Origin of the sequence: Leuconostoc aquikimchii (genome assembly GCF_040838325.1) — a bacterium.
Classification (GTDB): domain Bacteria; phylum Bacillota; class Bacilli; order Lactobacillales; family Lactobacillaceae; genus Leuconostoc; species Leuconostoc aquikimchii.
Window position 1 is genome coordinate 336,449 of sequence record NZ_JBFPER010000001.1, and the last position, 23,087, is coordinate 359,535.

Genomic DNA, 23,087 nt, shown 5'->3' on the forward strand with positions numbered 1-23,087 from the left:
ATATAGCACAACGACAGGGTCGTTGTGCTATATTTTTTGTTACTGACTTGTAGTTATTATTGTGTATTAGTCGTGTCATCGAGAGTACTAGTACTTGTTGGCGTGCTATTGTCACCAACTGGGCGTAACGATGTGGCAATCGTTGATAAGTCAGCAGGTATTGTACCACCATATGGGCGACCGGTTTGTTTATGTGTTAAATTTAAGGTTTTACGTATGAGATTAGTTGTGCGCTGTTTCTCTTTTTGAGGGATAACTTCATAGGACACGTTATTACCTTCAGAATCAGGGTAACTTGTACTAACACCCTGCATGTGCTCGGTGACAATATTATTTTTGGCTTTGATATATTTGCTAGCCATTGTTGTCATGTCGCCAAAAGTTAAATCAGTACGGACATTACTTGATATAGTTGCCATAAACTTTTCATTTAACAAGGTTGAAACATTGGCTGATTTTTTAATCAAACCTTCCAGTACTAAACGTTGACGTTTTTGACGGCCATAGTCGCCTTCAGGATCATCATAACGCATCCGAGAAAAGGCCAGCGCCGCATCACCGTTCATTTTTGTTTTTGATGCAGACCAAGTTTCACCGTTATCATCAGAATGTTCAAATTTGTTGCTATCTTTATGAAAACGGTAAAGATTGGGACCATAATCATGTGCAGTTTCTTGGCTATAAGTGAAATCAAGTGGTGAGTCCACTGAGATACCACCAACTTGATCAACCATGTTGGCTAAGCCCCCCATATTGACCAAAGCATAGAAATCAATGGGGATGTTTAGAAAAGCTTCAACAGTTTTGATTGAGGTTGCTGTTGAGCCGTAAGCGTAAGCCGCGTTAAGTTTTTGAGGGAAAGTATCCTCATAGCCAATAATGGATACCATGGCATCACGAGGTAAGGAAACCATTGTCGTCTTTTTTGTGTCTGGATTAATCAAGAGGAGCATCATCGAGTCTGTACGACCACGATAGGTGCGGCCAAGTTCACCAGTGTCTGTACCATATAATAAGATTGAAATGGGACGGCCACTTTTTACAACATTGGATACATTACGGGATTTAGTTAAACCTGCACCAGCGTAAGATTTGGCAACAACACCTTTTGCGCTATTAATTGTTCGCCATACAAAGAAGCTACCGATAATTACTAGTATCGCAATTAAAAAAAGAATAATGTTGCGTACTTTATGATTAGGGCTTTGATGACGTTTTAAACGTGAGTTTGGTTTAGGTTCCATGATGGTAGCGCTCCTGATATTTAGTATGGCGTAGTTAAATGAATGAGGATAGGGTATGGATACTAATTAAAAATCATATCTTACTATGATACGATACAGAGATAAAGACAATATTAAATTATAACAAAAATTAATCATTTTAAAAGACAACATTGTATATAATGGTACAATTATCGTGGTAAATAAACAAGAGAGTTAATAAAATGTTAATACAGCCTGATAAACTAAGAAAATTATTCATAGCCATATTTAGTGTACTGTTTTTATTGTTGGCTATTCAAGTGCGCTTTGATATGCTATTTATGCATGTTATTGATAATGGTGCAGCATTGGTCATTCAAAACTTAATACCACGTGGTTTACAAGTTTGGATTACTTTTGGTGGCATATTTGTGCACTATTGGATTGTGATACTAGCGATGGCGATTATTTTTAGTTTGCTTTATTTTATGAATTATAAGATTGCTATGTGGTGGTTTATTGTGACACAATTATTGGCCATGATATTTGCATTAGCCATGTCATTTATTCTGCAAATTCATTGGTCAGCTGGGCCTAAATTGGGGCCAACCATCCCTAATTTACTATTGTTATGGTGGCTACAATTGTTAGCAATTGCGGCGGTGGTTATTATGCCACGTTTTGTCAAAAATCGTAGGATACGTCAGGGATTGACGCTGCTTGTTATTATACTTTGGGGGCTGATGCTCATGGCATGCATGCAGCGCCACGATATGCCGTTTTCAAGTGGATTAGGGTCATTATTTTTCGGCTATTTCTGGTGGCAATTTAGTGAGTATTACTATCGAAAACGCGCAAAGCATTGGCAACGCGTATTAGAAATTGACACGTTAATTTAAAAATGATATGATATTCAAGTTATCAAAGAGGTTGCAGCCAACATGAGTCACGTGAATGAGTCCGCCGAGGATGTTGAATTGACGTAAAAGGGAAGGTTGCCGAAGTATCATTCTTGGCAGAATAATATTGGGCTAATAATTAATAATTGTTAGACTGTCACGGCAACGTGATGTGCTTTGGAAAGTTGATTAAACGATGACTTTTTGAACCTCTTTCTATATATTTTAGAAAGGGGCTTTTTATTTGCCCCGAATAGGGAGAAATTTTTATGAATGAGCAACAAGGTGGGATGAAACGTAATTTAAAAACCCGTCATGTATCTATGATTGCTTTAGGCGGTTCAATAGGGACAGGACTTTTTGTTGCTTCAGGAGCAACGGTAGCTCAGGCAGGGCCCTTTGGCGCAATTGTAGCTTACTTGGCAATTGGGGTCATGGTGTATTTTTTGATGACCAGCTTGGGTGAAATGGCAACTTATGCGCCAACCTCTGGTTCATTTTCTGATTATGCTGGTAAGTATGTTGATCCTGCTTTAGGTTTTGCCATGGGATGGAACTATTGGTTTAACTGGGCAATTACACTGGCAGTCGATATTGTGGCAGTCGGACTCGTATCCAAGTTTTGGTTTCCTAATACACCGGGATGGATTTTTTCAGCCGTTGCTTTAGTGTTTATCTTTTTAATTAATTTGTTCTCAGTAGGCGCATTTGGTGAGGCAGAGTTTTGGCTATCACTGATTAAAGTGATAACGATTATTGCTTTCCTTATTGTTGGATTGGCTACAATTTTTGGTGTGATTCATTCTGATGTGAATGTCATGAAAAACTTATCCGTTGGCAATCATGGATTTGTTGGCGGACCACAAGCAATTTTATCAGTCTTTGTGGTTGCTGGCTTTTCGTTTCAAGGCACAGAGTTAATAGGTATTACAGCTGGTGAGGCTGAAGATCCTGATAAGTCAGTTCCAAAGGCAATTAATCAAGTATTTTGGCGTATTTTATTGTTCTATATTTTAGCAATTTTTGTTATTTCAGCATTGGTTTATTACCGTGATCCACGTTTGTTAAGTTCTTCTACAGAAAATATTGCGGTGTCACCTTTTACAATTGTTTTCAAAAATGCTGGTATTGCATTTGCGGCAAGTTTAATGAACGCAGTGATTTTAACGTCGATTGTTTCATCGGCAAATTCTGGTTCTTACGCGTCGACACGTATGCTTTATGCTATGGCACGTAAAGGCGAAGCACCTAAAATATTTGCTAAGTTATCTACGCGTGGTGTGCCAGTTGCAGCCTTGGTTTTGACAACGATTATTGGTTTGTTGGCTTTCATTTCTAATACTAAAGGTGGGTCAGTTGCCTATACGTGGTTAGTGAATGCTTCCGGTTTGACAGGCTTTATTGCTTGGGTTGGTATTGCCATTTCGCATTACCGTTTCCGACGTGCCTATCTTGCGCAAGGCAAAAAACTGAGCGACCTTAAATATAAAGCAAAATGGTTTCCTTTTGGACCAATATTTGCTTTAATTATTTCTATGGGTGTGATTATTGGTCAAGATCCTGAAAGTTTCACAAATTTAAATTGGGAAAAAATAGGTGTCACTTATTTGTCGGTACCACTGTTTATTATTTTGTTTGTGGCCTATAAAATTCGTTATAAAACAAAAAAAATCAAATTAGAAGATGTTGATTTAACACAACATCGATAAAAAATATAGAAACCAGTATATTAGCTAAAATAGCTGATATACTGGTTTTTATTAGAAATAAAATAAAAATTTAGGGGATAAGTTACAAAAAGCACGAACTTATTGATATAATAAAATCATTATATTATCGCAATAAAAACGTTTAATAATTTAAAAAGAAAGGCCAATTATACTATGAGTCCTATATTTATGTTAAGTATTAACTTACTTGCCGTGTATTTTGTCTTTTGGTTGATTAGGCCAATTAATTTTGCAAAATTTATGCCATATACACCAACCCAAGCGGCTTTTTTGAAAATTGTTGTGGCAATTGTGTTTGGTTATTTGTTAGCAAGTTTTTTCATTACAATAACCAATTGGGTGGTAGCAATGCCAAGTGCGGTGTTTGGAAAGTAGACAAAAAGCCACTAATAATTATGGTATAATTGATTAGATTATGTAGACAGGTCGGCACGTTAGTGCCCATTTATAAAAATAATAAATTTGGAGAATAAACATGGCAAAAGATATTGGCATTGATTTGGGAACAGCCAATGTTCTCATTTATGTAGAAGGTAAAGGGATTGTATTAAATGAGCCTTCAGTTGTGGCGGTTGACGACAAAACAGACCGCGTGTTAGCTGTTGGTTCAGAAGCTTATCGCATGGTTGGTCGCACACCAGGAAATATTCGTGCCGTACGGCCATTGAAAGATGGTGTCATTTCAGATTTTGACGTCACAGAAGCGATGTTGACATATTTTGTGGATAAACTTAATGTGAAAGGCTTTATGTCAAAGCCAAACATTATGATTTGTGCCCCAACCAACATTACTGAAATTGAACGTAAAGCGATTATTCAAGCTGCTGAAAAAGCAGGTGGTGCCAAGGTGTATTTGGAATATGAGCCTAAGGTTGCGGCGGTTGGTGCAGGTTTAGATATTTTTAAGCCAATTGGATCGATGGTTATTGATATGGGTGGTGGTACATCTGATATTGCGGTTTTGTCATTGGGAGACATTGTTGTTTCTGAGTCGATTCGTGTGGCTGGTGACAAAATGAATTTCGACATTGTCGGTTATTTAAAAAAGCATCATAATTTGATTGTTGGTGAACGGACAGCAGAAACAATCAAAATTCAAATTGGTTCTGCTTTACCTGTTGATGAGCCTTTGACTATGGAAGTTCGCGGTCGTGATAATTTTGAAGGCATGCCAAAAACAATCACTATTCATTCCAATGAAGTTGAAGAAGCTCTTCATGATACACTGCAACAAATTGTTCGCGCGGCACATTCAGTTTTGTCAAAGTTGCCACCCGAATTAGCGTCAGATATTATTGATCGTGGTATCATGTTAACAGGTGGTGGGGCTCTGCTTCATGGGATGGATCAACTATTATCTGATGCATTAGAAGTACCAGTTGTTGTTTCCGATTCACCGTTAGATAATGTGGCCAAAGGGGCAGGGGCTCTGCTTGAACACATGAAATCAAATCGAAAAGGGTTATAAAATGCGTAAAAAGAATCAGAATTTTAACGTGGACCTTGTTGCTATCGACAATCAAACGCAAGTGATGATCGATAGCAAACAAGTCGGTTATATTGAAAAAGCAGAGCGCGGTTTTGTAGGCTATTTTGGCCAACAAGCAGTTGTTAATCAAGCCAAAACGCAAGATGAAGCCCTACAGGCTATTTTAGCTAGTTTTAACTTATACCAGTAATAATATGACAAGCCCTTATCATAGTTTATGATGAGGGCTTGTACGTAGATGAGGAACGTCAATATGCAGCATACGCCATCAAGACAGATGAGTAGCCGTACGTCCGGTTCAGAACTAGACTGGGGTATTATTTTAGCGCTATTATTATTTATGATAATTGGATTAAGCTCTGTTTTTCAAGCAGCCCTTCATTCGCAATATGGCACGATGCAAATGGCTGTACGAACGACCATTGTGCAGGGTGTTTTTTGGATAATTGGCACATTAATCATTATATTCTTGTTGCGTTTTGATGCCTCCCAACTTTGGCGTTTGGCACCAATCGCATACGGATTAGGGGTGTTTTTACTGCTAGCTGTTTTAGTTTTTTATGATAGACAAATGGCGAACGCTACAGGAGCCAGATCCTGGTTTGTGTTAGGGCCGATTTCATTTCAGCCATCTGAAGTTGTTAAACCAGCTTTTATTTTGATGTTGAGCCGTGTGGTTGCACAGCACAATCGATTATATGAACACCATACAACACGATCAGATGGTTTTTTATTAGGGAAAATGTCACTTTGGTTTTTACCAATTGCTGCATTAATTGCTTTACAAAACGATTTGGGAACACTGTTGGTATTTATCGCTATATTCGGTGGGGTTGCGTTAGTATCTGGCATTACGTGGCGAATTTTAGCGCCAGTAATTGGCGTGGCAGCAGCGATGGGGGTAACATTGTTAGCCCTTGTGACTTCAGCTACTGGTAAAATAATTCTTGATGCATTAGGATTTAAGTTATATCAATTTGATCGTATTCAAACTTGGTTACATCCTGATCAAGACACTTCAGCATCTGGGTATCAGACATTTCAGAGCTTAAAAGCAATTGGTTCTGGTCAACTGACAGGCAATGGTTTTGGCAATTTAAAAGTTTACGTGCCGGTACGAGAATCTGATATGATTTTTTCAGTCATTGGTGAAAGTTTTGGTTTTATCGGTGGTACGATATTAATTGCTTTGTATTTTGGATTAATTTACAGATTGATACGGGCGACATTTAAGGCACAAAATGCCTTTTATGCCTATATTGCAACTGGTGTTGTGATGATGGTTTTGTTCCACGTTTTTGAAAATATAGGCATGAGTATTGGTCTATTGCCACTAACTGGTATTCCATTACCATTTATATCGCAAGGTGGCTCATCATTGCTTGGTAATTTAATAGGTGTTGGTTTAATTCTGACAATTGGCTATCAGCAACAAAATGATACTTTTAAAGAAGCAACAGGGTTTTCAATTTAATGGATGAATTAGCAGAATTAAAGAAAAAATTTAGTATATTACGCCAAAAAGCGCGAAAAGGTGACATATTTCAATCATTAGGTTCAGTCATATCAGAAGAACTGGCAGCACTATCGCCGCAAAAAGCGACGCCAGTTATATTACCTGATAATGATGATCACGCCTTGGAACGTTTTCAAATGTACAGTCAACAATTAGATACGCATCAGGATGATGGCACAAGACCATTGACAATTTCTGACGAGGATTTACGCTTAGCTGTCGTGCAACTTGCTAATCCTTTGCCAGAATATCGTGATACGGGTGCTTTCTTTTTTCTAAGTGATAGCATACAAAATGAGCTGGTTTCTGATACACAGCTTCGCTGGTTAACAATGCATCTTGTGTCAGACGAGCAATTGTTTTCACATATTTTAGAGCCTGAGAATGATGCCGTTTATGGCCGATCATTTAGCATACTCGTGTTGTCATTATTGCTTTTTACACAGCGGACTAAAAGGTCATTTATGTCAGTAGACCAATTAGATATTGTGATTGATCAGATGGCATTATATACGTCACTTGAACGCGATACGCGTGGCTTTATCGGTACGAATGGTTGGGCACACGCATTCACACATATGGGTAATGCCTTGGCGGAAATATTCATGATGCCACAACTCATGCGAGCAGATAAATTATTTCTGTTGGCAAGTATGTTGGCTGGGTATCGTGAACTAAAAAAGCCTTTAATGATGGGTGAAACGGAACGATTAGTCGAAGTTGTCATGTATGTTGCCAATGCGCATGAATTGTATGTTGATTATATTTTGTTGACATTGAAATTATGGCGAAAAGACCTTGTCACGCGGCATGCATTAAAGGCAGAAGCACAATGGCATCAATTATATAACAGGTCACGATTTTTTAATGAAATTATTTTGTGTGGGTCACAAAATGTACCAAAAAAGTTGTATGATTACGTTGATCAAACAAAAGGTTATTTGACTTAAAGTGTTATGTTGAGTAATATTACTTTATTTTTGATATAATAAAATTCGGAGTGAAATATAATGATAAAAAAACATGTTGCTTTATTATTTGGTGGTAATTCATCAGAACACGATGTATCAAAACGTTCGGCTCAGAATTTTTATGACGCAATTGAAGGGACCGGAAAGTATCAGATAACGGTCTTTGCGATTGCACAAAATGGCTACTTTTTAGATCCAGAAAGTTCAAAACGCATTTTGGCTTTAGAAGATGAACAGCCAATTGTTGATGATTACATGGCGACAATAGATACAACCGATCCGCTTGCACGTATTAATGCATTGCGTAAAGGTGGTGATTTTGATATCTTTTTCCCAGTTGTTCATGGTAATCTAGGTGAAGATGGCACGTTGCAGGGGCTATTTAAACTATTGAATAAGCCTTATGTTGGGGCGCCTTTACGTGGACATGCAGTAAGTTTTGATAAAGCTATGACTAAAGAATTATTAACAGTCAACAAAATTCGAAATACGAAATATGTTGTCCTTGATCCGCAAACTGCAAAAGATTGGACATGGGATAAGGTTGTTGCAACGCTTGGGGATATTGTTTTTGTTAAAGCAGCGAACCAAGGATCCTCTGTTGGTATTTCTCGTGCTAAAACAGCAACTGAATTTGAACTAGCATTAGCAGACTCATTTCAATATGACTACAAAGTTTTGGTTGAGCAAGCGGTTAAGGGCTCACGGGAACTAGAAGTCGGCGTTATTGGTAATGAAGAACCTATTGTGTCAGAGATTGGTGCACATACTTTGCCAAACCAAGGTTCTGGCGACGCTTGGTATGACTATAAAAATAAGTTTGTTGATAATTCTGACGTTCTTTTTGAAATTCCAGCGAAATTGCCGAAATCTGTGACTGCTGAAGTAAAGAATATGGCAATCCAGGCCTATAAAGTTCTAAATTTACGTGGCGAAGCCAGGATGGATTTCTTGTTAGATGAAAATAATGTGCCATATTTGGGTGAACCAAATACGTTACCTGGTTTTACAAATATGTCATTGTTTAAACGGCTGTGGGATTATTCAGATATTGATAATGTGAAGCTTGTTGATATGATGATAACGTATGGCTTTGAAGAATTTGAGAAAAATGCGCGACTAAGTTATAAATTTGTTACTTTGGGCGAAGAAAAGATAGGGAAGTTTAACTAATGATTAGAAATACAAGAAAAGACAGTTTTGATGGGAAAGCCATTCGTGCTGCACGTAAAAAAATGCGGTTGTCACAAGTTGAATTAGCTGAAGGCATTACGACACAGGCCACAATCTCTTTAGTTGAAAACCAAAATCGTATACCCAATGCTGATGTATTATTGGCCATATTAGATCGTTTGAATTTGGAAATTTCAGAATTTGTATCAGGTGATTTTCTAACGCAAAAGGCTAAGGAATTATTAGGAAAAGTTGTATTGCAAATGAAGCATGATGCGTTAGCTGAGTTTGCTGAATTTGAAAAAGCATTAAGTCAAAATGCCCCCACGATTCAAGCTTATTACATTTTAAAAGCGACCGATGCAAGTTACAATAAAAAGGATTTTGCAAAAGTAGTCTATTATGCTAACTTAGCAGTTGACAAAAAAACACCCTCATTGGGTGATTTCTATTCATTTTATGCTTATCGTCAAATGGGAACAAATTATTATTTACAGGGTGATTTGGAGCTCGCTAAGGAAAATTTCAAATTGGCATATGAGTTAGAACCTGATTTATTAACAGCAAACGAATTAGAATTCCATGGGGCGCTCCAAGGGCGTCAGTACTATGCTGATTTTTTGATTGAACAAAACGAATTGGATAAGGCAGCACAAATATTAGAAGAGGGTTTGTTAGCATTACGTAAGCGTGTTGATTTGTTTTGGGTGCCGGATTTGAGTGAAATTTTGGCTAGTGTCGAGCAAAAACGTGGCAATGAGCTTTCTGCTAAACGTCACTTGCACTATGCCAGAGTTGCAGCATATTTGTCAAATCGTCAAACAGCAGAAGAACATTTGTTAGCTTTAGATACTGTTGAATTTTAATTGAAATTATATGTGTCAAAAAGTCGCCCATTTTTTATAAAAAATGGGCGACTTTTTTACGTAGCATTACAATTAATGATGGCTGCTAATATAATCTGTTAAAAATTATCCACGAACGACTAATACATCAACATTTGCTGTGCGGGTCACAAATTCAGTAACAGAACCAATAACTAATCGTTCTACGGCGTTCAAACCAGTGGCACCGATAACGATAATATCAGCGTTAACCTCATTTGGCACATCTTTAGCAATCAATGCTTTTGGTGAACCGTATTCAATCAAATAGTCAACATTTTTTACACCAGCATCAATTGCTTGTTGCTTGTACTTATCAAGAGTTTTACGAGTTTCATCAGAGACAGCTTCGACCATTGTATCATCAAAACTGGCTACATTCTGAAAAGCACGCGTATCAATGACATTCAAAATTGATAAAATACCATTGTCACCGGCATCTGTTGTCAATTCAATGGCGCGAACAAGTGCTGCTTCTGATTCTTTTGAACCATCCATCGGCACCAAAATATTGTTGTAGTTTGCTGTCATAAGAGTTCTCCTTTGTATTGTTTATAACTTAAGTATACCGCTTACATGACAAAATTACTATAGCTTTTAATAGTATCATTACTAGACAAAAAAACGTCCACCAAGGTGGACGCGCGGGATATACCCGAGACACTCAAGATACCGTTAATCGTTACGCAGGTTTTCCTCGGAATTGTCGAGGTGGATGGTTCATAAGGCTTGTTAGATTACCGAATGAAAGGGCTTATCTTTCAAGTCAAAAATTCCCATCCGAGAAATAAAAGTTGTAAGGAAAAAGCTGATGATGTAACAATGCGTATATCAGAGGAATCTATTATATATTATAACGCGAAAATTTAGTAACGACCAGTCTTGACATTTTCCATCTAGTACATATTGCGCTATGTCGATGCTAAGTGTCATTATTGTAGGCCCTTTTTTTGTTGTGACTTTAAAGAATGATATATATCGTTGAATGATTGTTCGATTTTTGAGTTACCTTTGGATTGAAAATACGAGGTAGTTTGAATACTATCGGGTAAATATTGTTGTGGGACCCAGTCGTTATCAAAATCATGCGGATAAATATAAGAGGTACCATGACCTAGATCAGTTGCACCTTGATAATGTGCGTCTTTCAAATGTTTAGGAATATCTGAAACTTTTCCAGAACGAACATCGCTAATTGCCATATCCATCGCTTGGTACGCGGCATTCGATTTTGGGGACAGTGCAAGTTCAATTATTGCATTTGCTAAAGGAATTCGTGCTTCAGGGAACCCGAGGGTTTGAGCTGCCTGAATGGCTAGTATGGCATGTTGTACGGCAACTGGATTAGCTAAACCAATATCTTCATAGGCGATAACAGTTAGGCGGCGTGCCAAAATTTGTAAATCACCGGATTCAATGATTCGTGCAGCATAATGTAATGCGGCATCGACATCAGAACCGCGAATAGATTTTTGGAATGCTGAAATAACATCATAATGCGCATCACCATCTTTGTCAGCAGACATTGCTTTGCGCTGTACCGTTTCTTCGATAATTGGTAGTGTTATATGAATCATATTATCTGATTTATTGGGCAACGTTGATAGCACGGCCAATTCTAAACCATTTAGCGCACTACGGAGATCGCCATTTGTTGCTCGAGATAATTGTATCATCGCATTTTCATCAAGTGTGACGTTGTAATTACCGAGCCCTTTTTCCTTGTCAACTAATGCGCGTTGAACAGCAATTTTTATGTCATCTTCAGTGAGTGGCATGACTTGGAAAATTTGAGTTCGCGATCGAATCGCTGGTGTCACGTTAATATACGGATTCTCTGTAGTAGCGCCAATTAAAATAATGGCACCAGATTCCAAATGAGGCAACAAAAAGTCCTGCTTAACTTTATTTAATCGATGAATTTCATCCAGTAGTAAAACGACTGTGCCGGACATTTTAGCTTCTTCGGCAACAATTTGAAGTTCTTTTTGGCTGTCTGTAGCAGCATTCAACATGCGAAACGCATATTTTGAAGAACCAGCAATGGCTGATGCAATTGAAGTTTTTCCGGTTCCTGGCGGACCATACAAAATCATTGAACTTAGGCGCTTAGCATCAACCATACGTCGAATAATTTTTCCGCTACCAACTAAATGTGGTTGGCCGACAATGCCTTCAATTGTAGTTGGGCGCATACGATATGCGAGAGGTTGTTGCATAATATTACCTAGTGGTAGCAATTATTACTGACATGACTAAACGTAATTTGGTAAACAGACCGTTTGACGTTTAGTCAGTAACAATGCGAGCGCATTCCTTTTTTTAGATATAGTTTTGCGTTAATTAGTTTAAATAAATGTTGTCGATATCGACAGCGGTATCTGCTGCTAATAAAATAGCAATCGGATCGTCTTGAAATGAGACATCTGATGTATGAGATAGTAGTGTGAATGGATGCTTTGTGCGTGTTGCAATAGCGACGTAAGCAGAGAAATTATCCCCAGCAATACTTTGATCAATTAAAACTTTACCCATACTATGAGACCTCAAAGCAGTTTCAAATTGGGATTGAATGTGTGTATTTCCAAGTTGCGAAGCTTTAACAGCAACTACCACGCGTTCACGAAAAGTCCCAAGGTAACGTCGTTGTTCATCGGGATTGATTTGTGATTGACCACCAAGCTGTTCTTTTTGTAAGCGTTCATTGATATCCATGATTTATTCTCCGATACGTTGTAATAATTCTATTATACGATATATTTAAATGGCAACACAAACAAAAGAAAAAACGCCACCAAACGGTGACGTTTTCAACCAAATGAATTAAGTTATTAACCCAAACGGTTGTAATATTCGACGATTAATGATTCGTTAATGTCAGCATCTAATTCTTCACGTTCTGGCAAGCGAACTAATGAACCTTCAAGCTTTTCAGCATCAAATGAAACGAATTGTGGATGACCCACAACTGATTCAACAGCTACTTGGATAGGGACAATAGTTTTTGACTTGTCACGAACTGAGATAACTTGACCAGGTGTTACGCTGAATGAAGGAATATCAACACGTTTGCTGTCGACCATGATATGACCATGGTTAACTAATTGACGCGCTTGTTGGCGTGTTGTTGCCAAACCAAGACGATAAACGAGTGAATCCAAACGTTGTTCCAATAAAATCATAAAGTTAGTACCATGTGTACCCTTACGAATCTTACCAGCTTTGTTAAACAATGAATGGAATTGACGTTCTGTCAAACCGTAAGTGAAACGCAACTTTTGCTTTTCACGCAATTGTGTGCCATATTCAGAAATTTTAGCGCGACGGCCAGAACCATGATCACCAGGTGCGTATGCACGACGTGATAATTCTTTACCAGTACCAGACAATGAAACTCCTAAGCGACGCGAAATGCGCCACTTTGGACCTGTATAACGTGACATATATATGTCCTCCAAAATGTAGTTTGTCGTACATTTGAGGGGTAAGTACCAGATGCGTGCAGCGCCGAACTTGACGTTTCTCAGAGCCAGTAGCTATGGCCTTACTAACGATTTGGGGCGTTGTTGACGCGCTTCTTTACTTACTGCTACTCAATTAACAACTTCTTTTAATATTAACAGAAACAGACATGATAAGCAAGTTATTAAGAAAGATGTAAACGATTTGAGATTTGGCAAAATACATTGTGATACTCAGCATGACATCTAATCACGTGATAGAATGAGGATATCAATTAAAAATGGGAAAAAACACATGAATTTGACTATCTTAGCAATTATTTTGGGTATTGTTGTCATCGCGTATTTAGCAATATTTGTTATGCAGCGTACAACAGTAAAAAAAGTGAACACGTATCAATCTAAAAAAGAACAATTAGCCTCCTTAAAGGTTCGTGATGAGTTGATTGAAGGTCGAAAGTTAGCACTAACAGGACAATCTTTGAAACAATATCAAAGTTTGGAAAGTAGTTTTAATGATGTTAAAAATAATAAATTTTTGAAAATTGACCAACAAGCAAATCTTGTTTTATTTGAGGCACGTGGCATTAACTTTATTAAAACAAGGCATGAATTAGCACGTTTAGAAGAGATGGTTGTAGATACCGAGCATACCATTAATTCTGTTCGTAGTGGGTTAACAGAACTGAAGAAAGTTAATGAAGCACATCGCGAAGCAATCAATGATTTGAAAAAGAAATATGATGATTTACGTAAGCGATTGTTGGCAGAAAACTTTAAGTTTGGCCCAGCAAATTCAGGACTAGATAAATTTCTGAAGCAGCTTGAAGGGGATTATGATGAATTCACACGTTTAACAAAGAACGGTGATCATGCAACGGCGTCAGATATTTATGAGCAGTTAGCTATGGAAACAACGCAAATGGAAAACATGATGGCTGACATCCCAGCGTTATTTGAAAAGCTAGACACCGTGTATGTTGAGCAATTAAATGAATTATTACAAGGACATGCAGACCTCATTGAACAGGGTTATGTATTTCCAAATGATACATTGACGCAAGAACTTGAGGCAATTGATGCACAACGGCAACAAGTGTTGAAATTACTTGGCGAGCTCAAATTAAAAGAAGTTTCAGAACAAAATAGTTATATTAGTCGTCGTATTGATACATTGTACGACACGATGGAAACAGAAGTAAATGCCCGGAAACAAGTGATTCAAAACACTGATCAATTATCATCAAATTTGTTGCGTGTACGCGAACAAAATGGGCAATTATCAAGAGCATTAGATCAGTTAGGACAAAGATTCCAATTTAATCATAAAGAACTCGAAACACGACGGACGTTATTAGAACAAATCAATGCGACTGAAGAACAAGTTAAACATAACGATGACTTGATTGAATCTGCTGAAATGTCCTTTAGTGAATTGCGTGCAAAACAAGATGGCCAATTGAAGCGTTTTTCTGAAATTGAAGCTCAGCAAGTTGAAATTTGGGAAAAAATATCAGGACTTGAAAAAGCGCAACATTCTGCGCGACAATTAGGGGGACAATATCAACAAGAAATTGAGAGCATTAAGCAAGCAGTTGAACGTATGAATTTACCAGGATTACCAGAAAACTACATAGAATATTTCTTTGCAGTATCTAATGAATTGGATAGACTAGCTAAATCGTTGCAAGCGCATTTAATCGATATGGATGAGGTGCAAAGGCAACTGAATATTGTTTCGGCTGATATTGATACTTTGAAAGAGAAAACAGAAACGCTTGTCGATCAAGCAGCCTTAACGGAACAGTTACTTCAGTACGCTAATCGTTATCGTACAACCAGCGATCGTGTTGCCGCTGCTAGTGAACAAGCGCGGATGTTTTACGAACGAGATTACACCTTTGATAAAGCGATGGATGTTTTGGGACCAGCATTAGATAGTGTGGAACCTGGTATTTATGAAAAATTAGTTGATTCGTATATGCGCCGTAAGACGTCGTTGTTATAAAATAGTTAAAAAACCAACGTTTTGAAGTGATCCTAAGAATTAGATTAAAATCTAATATCAGAGGTACTTCAATCGCTGGTTTTTTAATACATAGAGGGGTTCAAAATGAACACAATTGATAATTATAAGGAAATAGTGACAGAACGCTTATTATTGCGACCTGTTTTACTAGTAGATGCCTCGCAAATGTATCTTTGGATGAGTGATGAAGATACTGTTAAGTGGTTAACAGGAACATTACTTACTAGCGTGAAAGCTGTTGAAGATCAGGCGATTAAATCTTATTTTTGGCACGATATTACAAATACACAAAAATATGGCATTGCATTACGAGAAACAAACGAATTGATTGGCAGTATAGATTTTCGGCAAAATGTTTTAAAAAATAATGCTGAGATTGGTTATGTATTAACGCCAGTACAACGCGGTCAAGGTTTCGTTCATGAGGCGGTTGTTAATTTGCTGAATATTGGTTTTAATCAACTTAATTTAGATGACATTTGGATTAGTCATGACATTGACAATACTAGCAGTCGTCATGTGCCTGAACGTTTGGGATTTGTGCAATCCGACCAGCACGACAGAGAACACATGATTTGGCATATGTCGTCTGAACGTTACAACGAGGGAAAATAAAAAGATTGGTTGAATATGTGTTATGAACTTCATAACACGTTTTCAACCAATCTTTTTTTATGATAACTTAGAATGACGGATGCCGTAGGCGAAATACCATATGATACCAAGAACCACCCAAAGGGCGAATAGCTCAAGTGTTTCAGACGGTAGCTGTGTCATTAAGAGTAAGCTAATCACACCAGCAATAAATGGTATTACGGGGTAACCAGGAACTTTGAAACCTTCATGTGATAAATCTGTTCGACGGCGTAAAAACAAGATACCAAAATTGATAAACATAAAGGCCAGTAGTGTCCCTGCATTGATTAAGCTAGCTAAAGTGTTTAGTGGAATTAAGCCAGCAAAGATGGATTCAATAATGATGGCGACAATTAAAGCATTTACCGGTAAATGTGAGTGGGTTGAAATTTTACCCAACGACTTTGGCAAAAGACCATCACGACCAAATGAATAGGTTAAGCGCGAAGAGGCATAAATCAATGCTAATATGGCAGTAAACATACCAATCAAAGCACCAACCGTAATGACGACAGAAAATTGTGTTTGATGTATTGCTTGCAAAGCGAATGCAGCAGGATCATCAACGCCCAGTCTTTTATAATTGACGATACCAGTTAAGACGATTGAGAATAAAACATACAGCAAGGCTGAGATAATAACTGTGCCGATAATACCGCGAGCCATTGTTTTTTGTGGGTTTTTAACTTCGGCAGCATGTGCTGCAATTGTGTCAAAACCAAGAAAGGCGAAAATAATACTAGCGGTCGCTGCGGAAAGACCACCAAGACCACCAATGCCAGTTTGAAATTCTTTTGGATAAAACGGAACATAATTAGCGTGTTTGATGAAAAATGACCCACCAATAATGAATAGCACAAGAATAGCAACTTTTAAAATAACAGCGCCATTTTCAATTTTTTTAGATGCGTTTAATCCGCGCGATAGTATAACTGTCACCAGTAATATGATCAGGATGGCGAAAATATTAATAATGCCGCCTTCCATAGGACCAGACATTAAAGCCTTAGGCATATGAATATTAAATATCGTTAGCAGATTACCCAGATAGGCAGAAAAGCCAGTTGCGATGGCTGAAACGGCTAAAAAATATTCTAAAATTAAAGACCAACCAAGTAACCAACCGATAATTTCGCCATAAATGACTGTGCCATAAGAATAGGCAGATCCAGCTACAGGCATTGCTGATGAAAATTCAGCAAAAGACATACCTGATAAGCCTGAAAATATTGCAGCGATCAGAAAAGCGATAGATACAGCAGGACCGGCGTGTTGTGCCGCCTCATGGCCAGGTAGTATAAATATTCCGGTACCAATCACTGTACCAACACCTAGACCAATCAAGTCACGTGTTGTTAACACACGTGTCATGTGAGAATCAGCCTGTATATAGGTATTAACAGATTCACGTTTAAATGCTCTTGTAAAGATAGACATAAAGTTTCTCCCATGTTATTTTAATTAAGCCATAACTATTATTCTAACAATTTAGCACATGAATGTCTAACTTTGAATGCCAAGATACGTTACAATAGAAAAGATAAGGAATATAGGATATATGAAAGACAATAAAGTATTTGTAATTACAGGTGCAACTGGGGTTGGTAAAACAACGATTGCACGATATTTACAAGATAATTATCGTATGCCGCGGGTTATTACACACACGACACGATCACCACGTGACAGAGAAGTAGATGGTGTATCATATTATTTTGAAGATGATTTAACGTTTGAACAACGGCACTATTTAGAGCGGGTAAAATACGCTGGATCACAGTATGGTTCTTCATATGAGGCGCTTGAACGTGCTTGGGAAAAAAATCCTTACATCACAATAGTGCTAGACACGGCAGGTGCAATAACTTATGCTCGTGAACTTAGGGAACATGTCGTGATTATTTTTGTAACGGTGACGCATCCTGAAGTATTAGTTGAACGTGTGCAAGTGCGCGGTGATGATCCAACGGCTGTTAAACAACGTATAGCGTCACCTGAGTTTTTGCGTGATGTTTTGTTACCGACTGAGTTAAAAAATAAGGCATACGAATTAGCTAATGATGACTGGTCAAAAACAAAAGTAAGACTTGATCTCCTTGTAAATGACATCATGAATGGCCGCAGTTTACCTCAAAAAAAGTAATCAGGATTTCATACATATGAAATGATCTATTTTTGTTGGCAACAGGTGTTTTATTATTGACAAAGAGATTAAAAACCATTATAATTATCTCATATATTAGTTGAAGGTTTTTAACAAATGGCAAACATAATCAATACAATTACAGATGAATTTTACTTTTGGTATTTGGGTTAGATATCCATATACCAAAGGTAATTTGTATTGGTATTCGGATAGTAAAACTGCCGAATGCCGTAGTGAGTTCACTTGTAGAACAAACGCACATTCGGTTAATGCCGAATGTGCGTTTTTGTGAAAACGGGGTTTATAGAGGAGAAAAAAATATGCCTAGAGCAAAAAAAGCTTTGTTAACAGCGTTCAATCGCAATCTGGATCTTGTGCAGCCAAGTGCAATTCGGGCGTTTGACAATGAAGTGAGTGATATTCCTGATATTTTGAAGTTAACGTTAGGGGAACCAGACTTTAATGTACCAGAGCACATTAAGCAAGCTGCAATCACATCTATTATTGAAAATGATTCTCATTACGCTGCTTCAAATGGCACGATTGCGTTACGTCAAGCCATTACAGGTTTTTTAGAAAATCGTTACGGATTAAAATATGATGCATCACGTGAAATAATCGTTACAGTAGGTGCCACGGAAGCCATTTATACTGTGTTGACATCACTATTAAATAAAGGGGACAAAGTCATATTGCCGACCCCGATATTTCCACTATATATACCAGTGACGTTGGTTGGTGGCGGGGAACCAGTATTTATTGATACATCAAGTAATGATTTTGTTCTAAGTCCAGAAATGCTCAAAGCGGCCATTCAAAAGTATGGTGATAGGATTAAGGCTATTGTATTAAATTTCCCCTCAAATCCCACTGGTGTGACATACAGTGAAGAGGAAGTGAAGGCACTTGCAGATGTCTTGCGTGAAACGAATATTGTTGTTATTTCTGATGAAATTTATTCAGAGTTAACCTATGAAACAACACACGTTTCAATGGCAAAATACTTACCTGAACAAACAATTGTGCTAAATGGTGTGTCTAAATCGCATGCAATGACAGGTTACCGTATTGGTTTTCTAGCTGGGCCAGCAGAGTTAGTGTCTAAGTTTAGCTTAATTCATCAATTTACAATTACAACACCTACTAATTCAGCGATGGCCGCAGCCACTGAGGCGCTAGGCAGTAATTTAGGACAACAAGATACATTACAAATGAAGGCAGAATATAAAGTGAGACGTGATTTTGTTTATCAAAGTATGACTGACCTTGGGTTTCAAATACCTAAACCAGATGGTGCATTTTATATTTTTGCTAAAATTCCAACAGGCTATAATCAAGATGATTTTGAATTTGCCCGTGATTTGGCACATAAAAACAAATTGGCGGTGATTCCAGGTGCGTCGTTTGGCCCTGGAGGAGAAGGTTATATTCGTTTAAGTTATGCTGATTCAATGGCTAATTTAAACGAAGCCATGACACGTTTAGCACGATATATGGCGGAAAATAAACATGATTAAAATTTTGATAACAACTGTACAAGACGAATAGAAGTCAGTTATTGATTGATATGCTGAACAGCATGATTGCACTGAACCATGTTTTAGATAGCATTAAGCATAAGGTATCTGAGACACGAGATTTAAACACGCGCATTTTGCGCATACATAATTAAGGTAGAAAATATGACGATTAGTGCAGCAAAAGTGATTCCGGTTCAGAAACATTATGGCGTACGTATTAAAAAGTTTATTGTCGCTGTTTTAAATGGCACGAGTTTAGGAATTGTGATGACGTTAATTCCAGGTGCCTTGGTTAATCAGTTACTTCTGCTCTTTTCCGGCACACCTCTTGCGACAAATGTTAGCTTCATGACAACGTTAATACAGAGTATGTTGCCAATTGTGGCAGGGTTTTCTGTTGGTCAAATTTTCAAGTTGTCTGCTATAGATTCTGGATCAATAGCTTTGGCAATATTTGTCTCGTCTGGCGCGGTGACACAGACTAAAGCAGGTTTGGTTATTAGCGGAACAGGTGTTATTTTAAATATTTTATTAATAGCTGTGGTTGCCACCGCACTAGTTAAAGCAACCGGGAACATGTTTGGCCACTTAAAAATCTTGCTACAACCGTTGATGGTATTACTCATTGCAGGCGGTTTTGGACTAATAACGTTAACGCCATTAAAAGCAGTTCAAACTTTGATTGGGGAAACCGTTGCCTATGCGACAGACTTAACCCCGCTACTATTAGGAGCATTTTTGGGTGGTATTTTTGCATTCTTAATTGTGTCGCCCCTGTCTTCGGTGGGGATTGCTATGGCAATTAATTTAACGGGTGTCGGATCTGGGGCAGCTAATGCCGGCATTGTTGTTGCTAGTTTTACTTTGGCTGCTATGGGATCAAGGGTAAACCCGATTGGCGCAACTTTGGCACATTTTATTGGGTCGCCAAAAATTCAGATGGCCAATATGCTAACCAAACCGAAATTGTTTATACCAACGACAATTGGGGCTATGATCATGGGGATGGTGGCAACTATTCTTAATATGACGGGCACACCATTTTCAGCAGGTTTTGGTTTTTCCGGATTAATCGGGCCATTAACTGCGTATACGACATCAGACAAATCGCTTACAGCAATAGTTAGTGTGATTCTGACGTTTGTTATTTTACCTCTTGTTCTTTCTTTTTTACTTAAATGGCTCTTTATGACCAAAATAAAGTTAATACGATCAGAGGATTTAAAGATAACAGGACTATAGAAAAGGATAAGAAAGCGTAAAGTGGGAATAAAAAAGAAGAACGAGAGTAAGAATGTCAGGAGGAGTAAGGGGATAAAAGCGAACGGGAAGTGAGGAAAAAAGCAGATAAGAGGGCAAAAAGCGAAAGTAAAGAAAAGGTAAGAAAAAAGCGTTAAAAAGGTATTGACGAGGGAGGAAAGAGTTGGTATATTAGTATATGTTCTAACGCAGGACAACGCGAAGCAAGAGCGAGCGACTATGAAGTAAGAAGCGAAGAAAAATTGCTTCAGAAAGTAGTTGACAGAGCGAAATGAGCGTGGTAAGATAGTATAGTTGTCTCAGAGAGAGATAGCGCGTAGCACATTGAAAACTGAACAAAACTTTGAACAAACGAATCTGTTGCTGTAATGCGAGAGCATTAAGAAGTAACAAATTTGCGAAGTCAATTCGTAACAAACAAAAAAACGGATAAACGTTATAGAGATATAGCAAAAGTCAGTTTAATCGAAGAGTACATCTTCAAGCGATGAATTTAAATTCATTTAAATTGAGAGTTTGATCCTGGCTCAGGATGAACGCTGGCGGCGTGCCTAATACATGCAAGTCGAACGCGCAGCGAAAGGTGCTTGCACCTTTCAAGCGAGTGGCGAACGGGTGAGTAACACGTGGATAACCTACCTCAAGGTTGGGGATAACATTTGGAAACAGATGCTAATACCGAATGAGACGAGTGATCGCATGATGACTGGTTAAAAGGCGCTACGGCGTCGCCTAGAGATGGATCCGCGGTGCATTAGTTAGTTGGTGGGGTAAAGGCTTACCAAGACAATGATGCATAGCCGAGTTGAGAGACTGATCGGCCACATTGGGACTGAGACACGGCCCAAACTCCTACGGGAGGCTGCAGTAGGGAATCTTCCACAATGGGCGAAAGCCTGATGGAGCAACGCCGCGTGTGTGATGAAGGCTTTCGGGTCGTAAAGCACTGTTGTATGGGAAGAACAGCTAGAGTAGGGAATGACTGTAGTTTGACGGTACCATACCAGAAAGGGACGGCTAAATACGTGCCAGCAGCCGCGGTAATACGTATGTCCCAAGCGTTATCCGGATTTATTGGGCGTAAAGCGAGCGCAGACGGTTGATTAAGTCTGATGTGAAAGCCCGGAGCTCAACTCCGGAAAGGCATTGGAAACTGGTCAACTTGAGTGCAGTAGAGGTAAGTGGAACTCCATGTGTAGCGGTGGAATGCGTAGATATATGGAAGAACACCAGCGGCGAAGGCGGCTTACTGGACTGTAACTGACGTTGAGGCTCGAAAGTGTGGGTAGCAAACAGGATTAGATACCCTGGTAGTCCACACCGTAAACGATGAACACTAGGTGTTAGGAGGTTTCCGCCTCTTAGTGCCGAAGCTAACGCATTAAGTGTTCCGCCTGGGGAGTACGACCGCAAGGTTGAAACTCAAAGGAATTGACGGGGACCCGCACAAGCGGTGGAGCATGTGGTTTAATTCGAAGCAACGCGAAGAACCTTACCAGGTCTTGACATCCTTTGAAGCTTTTAGAGATAGAAGTGTTCTCTTCGGAGACAAAGTGACAGGTGGTGCATGGTCGTCGTCAGCTCGTGTCGTGAGATGTTGGGTTAAGTCCCGCAACGAGCGCAACCCTTATTGTTAGTTGCCAGCATTCAGATGGGCACTCTAGCGAGACTGCCGGTGACAAACCGGAGGAAGGCGGGGACGACGTCAGATCATCATGCCCCTTATGACCTGGGCTACACACGTGCTACAATGGCGTATACAACGAGTTGCCAACCTGCGAAGGTGAGCTAATCTCTTAAAGTACGTCTCAGTTCGGACTGCAGTCTGCAACTCGACTGCACGAAGTCGGAATCGCTAGTAATCGCGGATCAGCACGCCGCGGTGAATACGTTCCCGGGTCTTGTACACACCGCCCGTCACACCATGGGAGTTTGTAATGCCCAAAGCCGGTGGCCTAACCGTAAGGAGGGAACCGTCTAAGGCAGGACAGATGACTGGGGTGAAGTCGTAACAAGGTAGCCGTAGGAGAACCTGCGGCTGGATCACCTCCTTTCTAAGGATAAACGGAAAGTAGCAGGGGCATTAGATTGTCAAATTCGAGAAGTTCAAAGTTTTGTTTAGTTTTGAGTGTGATACCGACATAGGGATCATGGTCAAAGATGACACC

General features: G+C 38.8%; 20 protein-coding genes, 1 rRNA gene and 1 riboswitch. Of the genes, 15 read left to right on the plus strand and 6 right to left on the minus strand.

Translation table 11 applies throughout. From position 1 onward, the window contains the following. Positions 1 to 56: 56 nt before the first annotated feature. Positions 57 to 1,244, minus strand: coding sequence for an LCP family protein (locus AB3K24_RS01695; protein ID WP_367973502.1), 1,188 nt, complete (start codon positions 1,242 to 1,244; stop codon positions 57 to 59). A gap of 203 nt (positions 1,245 to 1,447) precedes the next feature. Here AB3K24_RS01695 and AB3K24_RS01700 point away from each other — a divergent pair, with 203 nt between their 5' ends. The 9 genes from AB3K24_RS01700 (at position 1,448) to AB3K24_RS01740 (ending at position 9,849) form a co-directional block, all read left to right on the plus strand. Next, a complete protein-coding gene (locus AB3K24_RS01700) occupies positions 1,448 to 2,104 on the plus strand; it encodes a phospholipid phosphatase (RefSeq protein ID WP_367973503.1) in 657 nt (218 codons plus the stop codon). A gap of 17 nt (positions 2,105 to 2,121) precedes the next feature. Next, positions 2,122 to 2,290, plus strand: a riboswitch (Lysine riboswitch). An 83-nt stretch (positions 2,291 to 2,373) separates the two neighbouring features. Continuing rightward, complete coding sequence (locus tag AB3K24_RS01705) at positions 2,374 to 3,813, plus strand: amino acid permease (protein ID WP_367973504.1); 1,440 nt, start codon at positions 2,374 to 2,376, stop codon at positions 3,811 to 3,813. Positions 3,814 to 3,987: 174 nt separating this feature from the next. Further along, positions 3,988 to 4,209, plus strand: a complete 222-nt coding sequence (locus tag AB3K24_RS01710) for a DUF1146 family protein (protein ID WP_367973505.1) — start codon at positions 3,988 to 3,990, stop codon at positions 4,207 to 4,209. 100 nt (positions 4,210 to 4,309) lie between these two features. After that, positions 4,310 to 5,302, plus strand: a complete 993-nt coding sequence (mreB, locus tag AB3K24_RS01715; RefSeq protein ID WP_367973506.1) for a rod shape-determining protein — start codon at positions 4,310 to 4,312, stop codon at positions 5,300 to 5,302. Between the two features lies 1 nt (position 5,303). Then, the gene (locus AB3K24_RS01720; protein WP_367973507.1) at positions 5,304 to 5,513 is read left to right on the plus strand and encodes a DUF2969 family protein; all 210 of its coding nucleotides are present in this window, start codon (positions 5,304 to 5,306) and stop codon (positions 5,511 to 5,513) included. 63 nt (positions 5,514 to 5,576) lie between these two features. Then, positions 5,577 to 6,797 carry an FtsW/RodA/SpoVE family cell cycle protein gene (locus AB3K24_RS01725; RefSeq protein ID WP_367973508.1) on the plus strand — a complete coding sequence of 407 codons (1,221 nt, stop codon included), beginning with the start codon at positions 5,577 to 5,579 and terminating at the stop codon, positions 6,795 to 6,797. Continuing rightward, a complete protein-coding gene (locus tag AB3K24_RS01730) occupies positions 6,797 to 7,789 on the plus strand; it encodes a DUF2785 domain-containing protein (protein ID WP_367973509.1) in 993 nt (330 codons plus the stop codon). Before AB3K24_RS01725 ends, AB3K24_RS01730 begins: the two co-directional genes overlap by 1 nt. A gap of 60 nt (positions 7,790 to 7,849) precedes the next feature. Next, positions 7,850 to 8,983, plus strand: coding sequence for a D-alanine--D-alanine ligase family protein (locus AB3K24_RS01735; protein ID WP_367973510.1), 1,134 nt, complete (start codon positions 7,850 to 7,852; stop codon positions 8,981 to 8,983). Further along, positions 8,983 to 9,849 (plus strand): helix-turn-helix domain-containing protein, encoded by an 867-nt coding sequence (locus AB3K24_RS01740; RefSeq protein WP_367973511.1) that lies wholly within the window; start codon positions 8,983 to 8,985, stop codon positions 9,847 to 9,849. The genes AB3K24_RS01735 and AB3K24_RS01740 overlap by 1 nt, the downstream gene beginning before the upstream one ends. A gap of 105 nt (positions 9,850 to 9,954) precedes the next feature. On the opposite strand, the gene AB3K24_RS01745 is transcribed toward AB3K24_RS01740, so the two are convergent. From AB3K24_RS01745 to rpsD, 4 genes are all read right to left on the minus strand, one after another. Further along, positions 9,955 to 10,398 carry a universal stress protein gene (locus AB3K24_RS01745; RefSeq protein WP_367973512.1) on the minus strand — a complete coding sequence of 148 codons (444 nt, stop codon included), beginning with the start codon at positions 10,396 to 10,398 and terminating at the stop codon, positions 9,955 to 9,957. A 401-nt stretch (positions 10,399 to 10,799) separates the two neighbouring features. After that, complete coding sequence (locus tag AB3K24_RS01750) at positions 10,800 to 12,086, minus strand: replication-associated recombination protein A (RefSeq protein WP_367973513.1); 1,287 nt, start codon at positions 12,084 to 12,086, stop codon at positions 10,800 to 10,802. Between the two features lie 124 nt (positions 12,087 to 12,210). Beyond that, on the minus strand, positions 12,211 to 12,582 hold the full coding sequence (locus AB3K24_RS01755) for a DUF1694 domain-containing protein (protein WP_367973514.1): 372 nt from the start codon (positions 12,580 to 12,582) through the stop codon (positions 12,211 to 12,213). A 116-nt stretch (positions 12,583 to 12,698) separates the two neighbouring features. Then, positions 12,699 to 13,310, minus strand: a complete 612-nt coding sequence (gene rpsD / locus AB3K24_RS01760) for a 30S ribosomal protein S4 (RefSeq protein ID WP_367973515.1) — start codon at positions 13,308 to 13,310, stop codon at positions 12,699 to 12,701. A gap of 313 nt (positions 13,311 to 13,623) precedes the next feature. Between rpsD and ezrA the strand changes: the two genes are divergently transcribed. Together ezrA and AB3K24_RS01770 are read left to right on the plus strand one after the other, a co-directional pair. Next, the gene (gene ezrA / locus AB3K24_RS01765) at positions 13,624 to 15,336 is read left to right on the plus strand and encodes a septation ring formation regulator EzrA (RefSeq protein ID WP_367973516.1); all 1,713 of its coding nucleotides are present in this window, start codon (positions 13,624 to 13,626) and stop codon (positions 15,334 to 15,336) included. A 105-nt stretch (positions 15,337 to 15,441) separates the two neighbouring features. Further along, entirely contained in the window at positions 15,442 to 15,972 is a 531-nt protein-coding gene (locus AB3K24_RS01770) for a GNAT family N-acetyltransferase (RefSeq protein WP_367973517.1), read from the plus strand. A 57-nt stretch (positions 15,973 to 16,029) separates the two neighbouring features. Here AB3K24_RS01770 and AB3K24_RS01775 read toward each other — a convergent pair whose 3' ends face one another. Then, positions 16,030 to 17,430: an APC family permease gene (locus AB3K24_RS01775; RefSeq protein ID WP_367973518.1), complete on the minus strand. Its 1,401-nt coding sequence runs from the start codon at positions 17,428 to 17,430 to the stop codon at positions 16,030 to 16,032. A 121-nt stretch (positions 17,431 to 17,551) separates the two neighbouring features. Here AB3K24_RS01775 and AB3K24_RS01780 point away from each other — a divergent pair, with 121 nt between their 5' ends. The 4 genes from AB3K24_RS01780 (at position 17,552) to AB3K24_RS01795 (ending at position 22,973) form a co-directional block, all read left to right on the plus strand. After that, positions 17,552 to 18,136 (plus strand): AAA family ATPase, encoded by a 585-nt coding sequence (locus tag AB3K24_RS01780; protein WP_367973519.1) that lies wholly within the window; start codon positions 17,552 to 17,554, stop codon positions 18,134 to 18,136. A gap of 323 nt (positions 18,137 to 18,459) precedes the next feature. After that, on the plus strand, positions 18,460 to 19,656 hold the full coding sequence (locus AB3K24_RS01785) for an aminotransferase class I/II-fold pyridoxal phosphate-dependent enzyme (RefSeq protein WP_367973520.1): 1,197 nt from the start codon (positions 18,460 to 18,462) through the stop codon (positions 19,654 to 19,656). Positions 19,657 to 19,821: 165 nt separating this feature from the next. After that, on the plus strand, positions 19,822 to 20,901 hold the full coding sequence (locus tag AB3K24_RS01790) for a PTS transporter subunit IIC (protein WP_367973521.1): 1,080 nt from the start codon (positions 19,822 to 19,824) through the stop codon (positions 20,899 to 20,901). Between the two features lie 522 nt (positions 20,902 to 21,423). Continuing rightward, positions 21,424 to 22,973: ribosomal RNA gene (locus AB3K24_RS01795) — 16S ribosomal RNA — on the plus strand. The last annotated feature ends 114 nt before the right edge of the window (positions 22,974 to 23,087 follow it).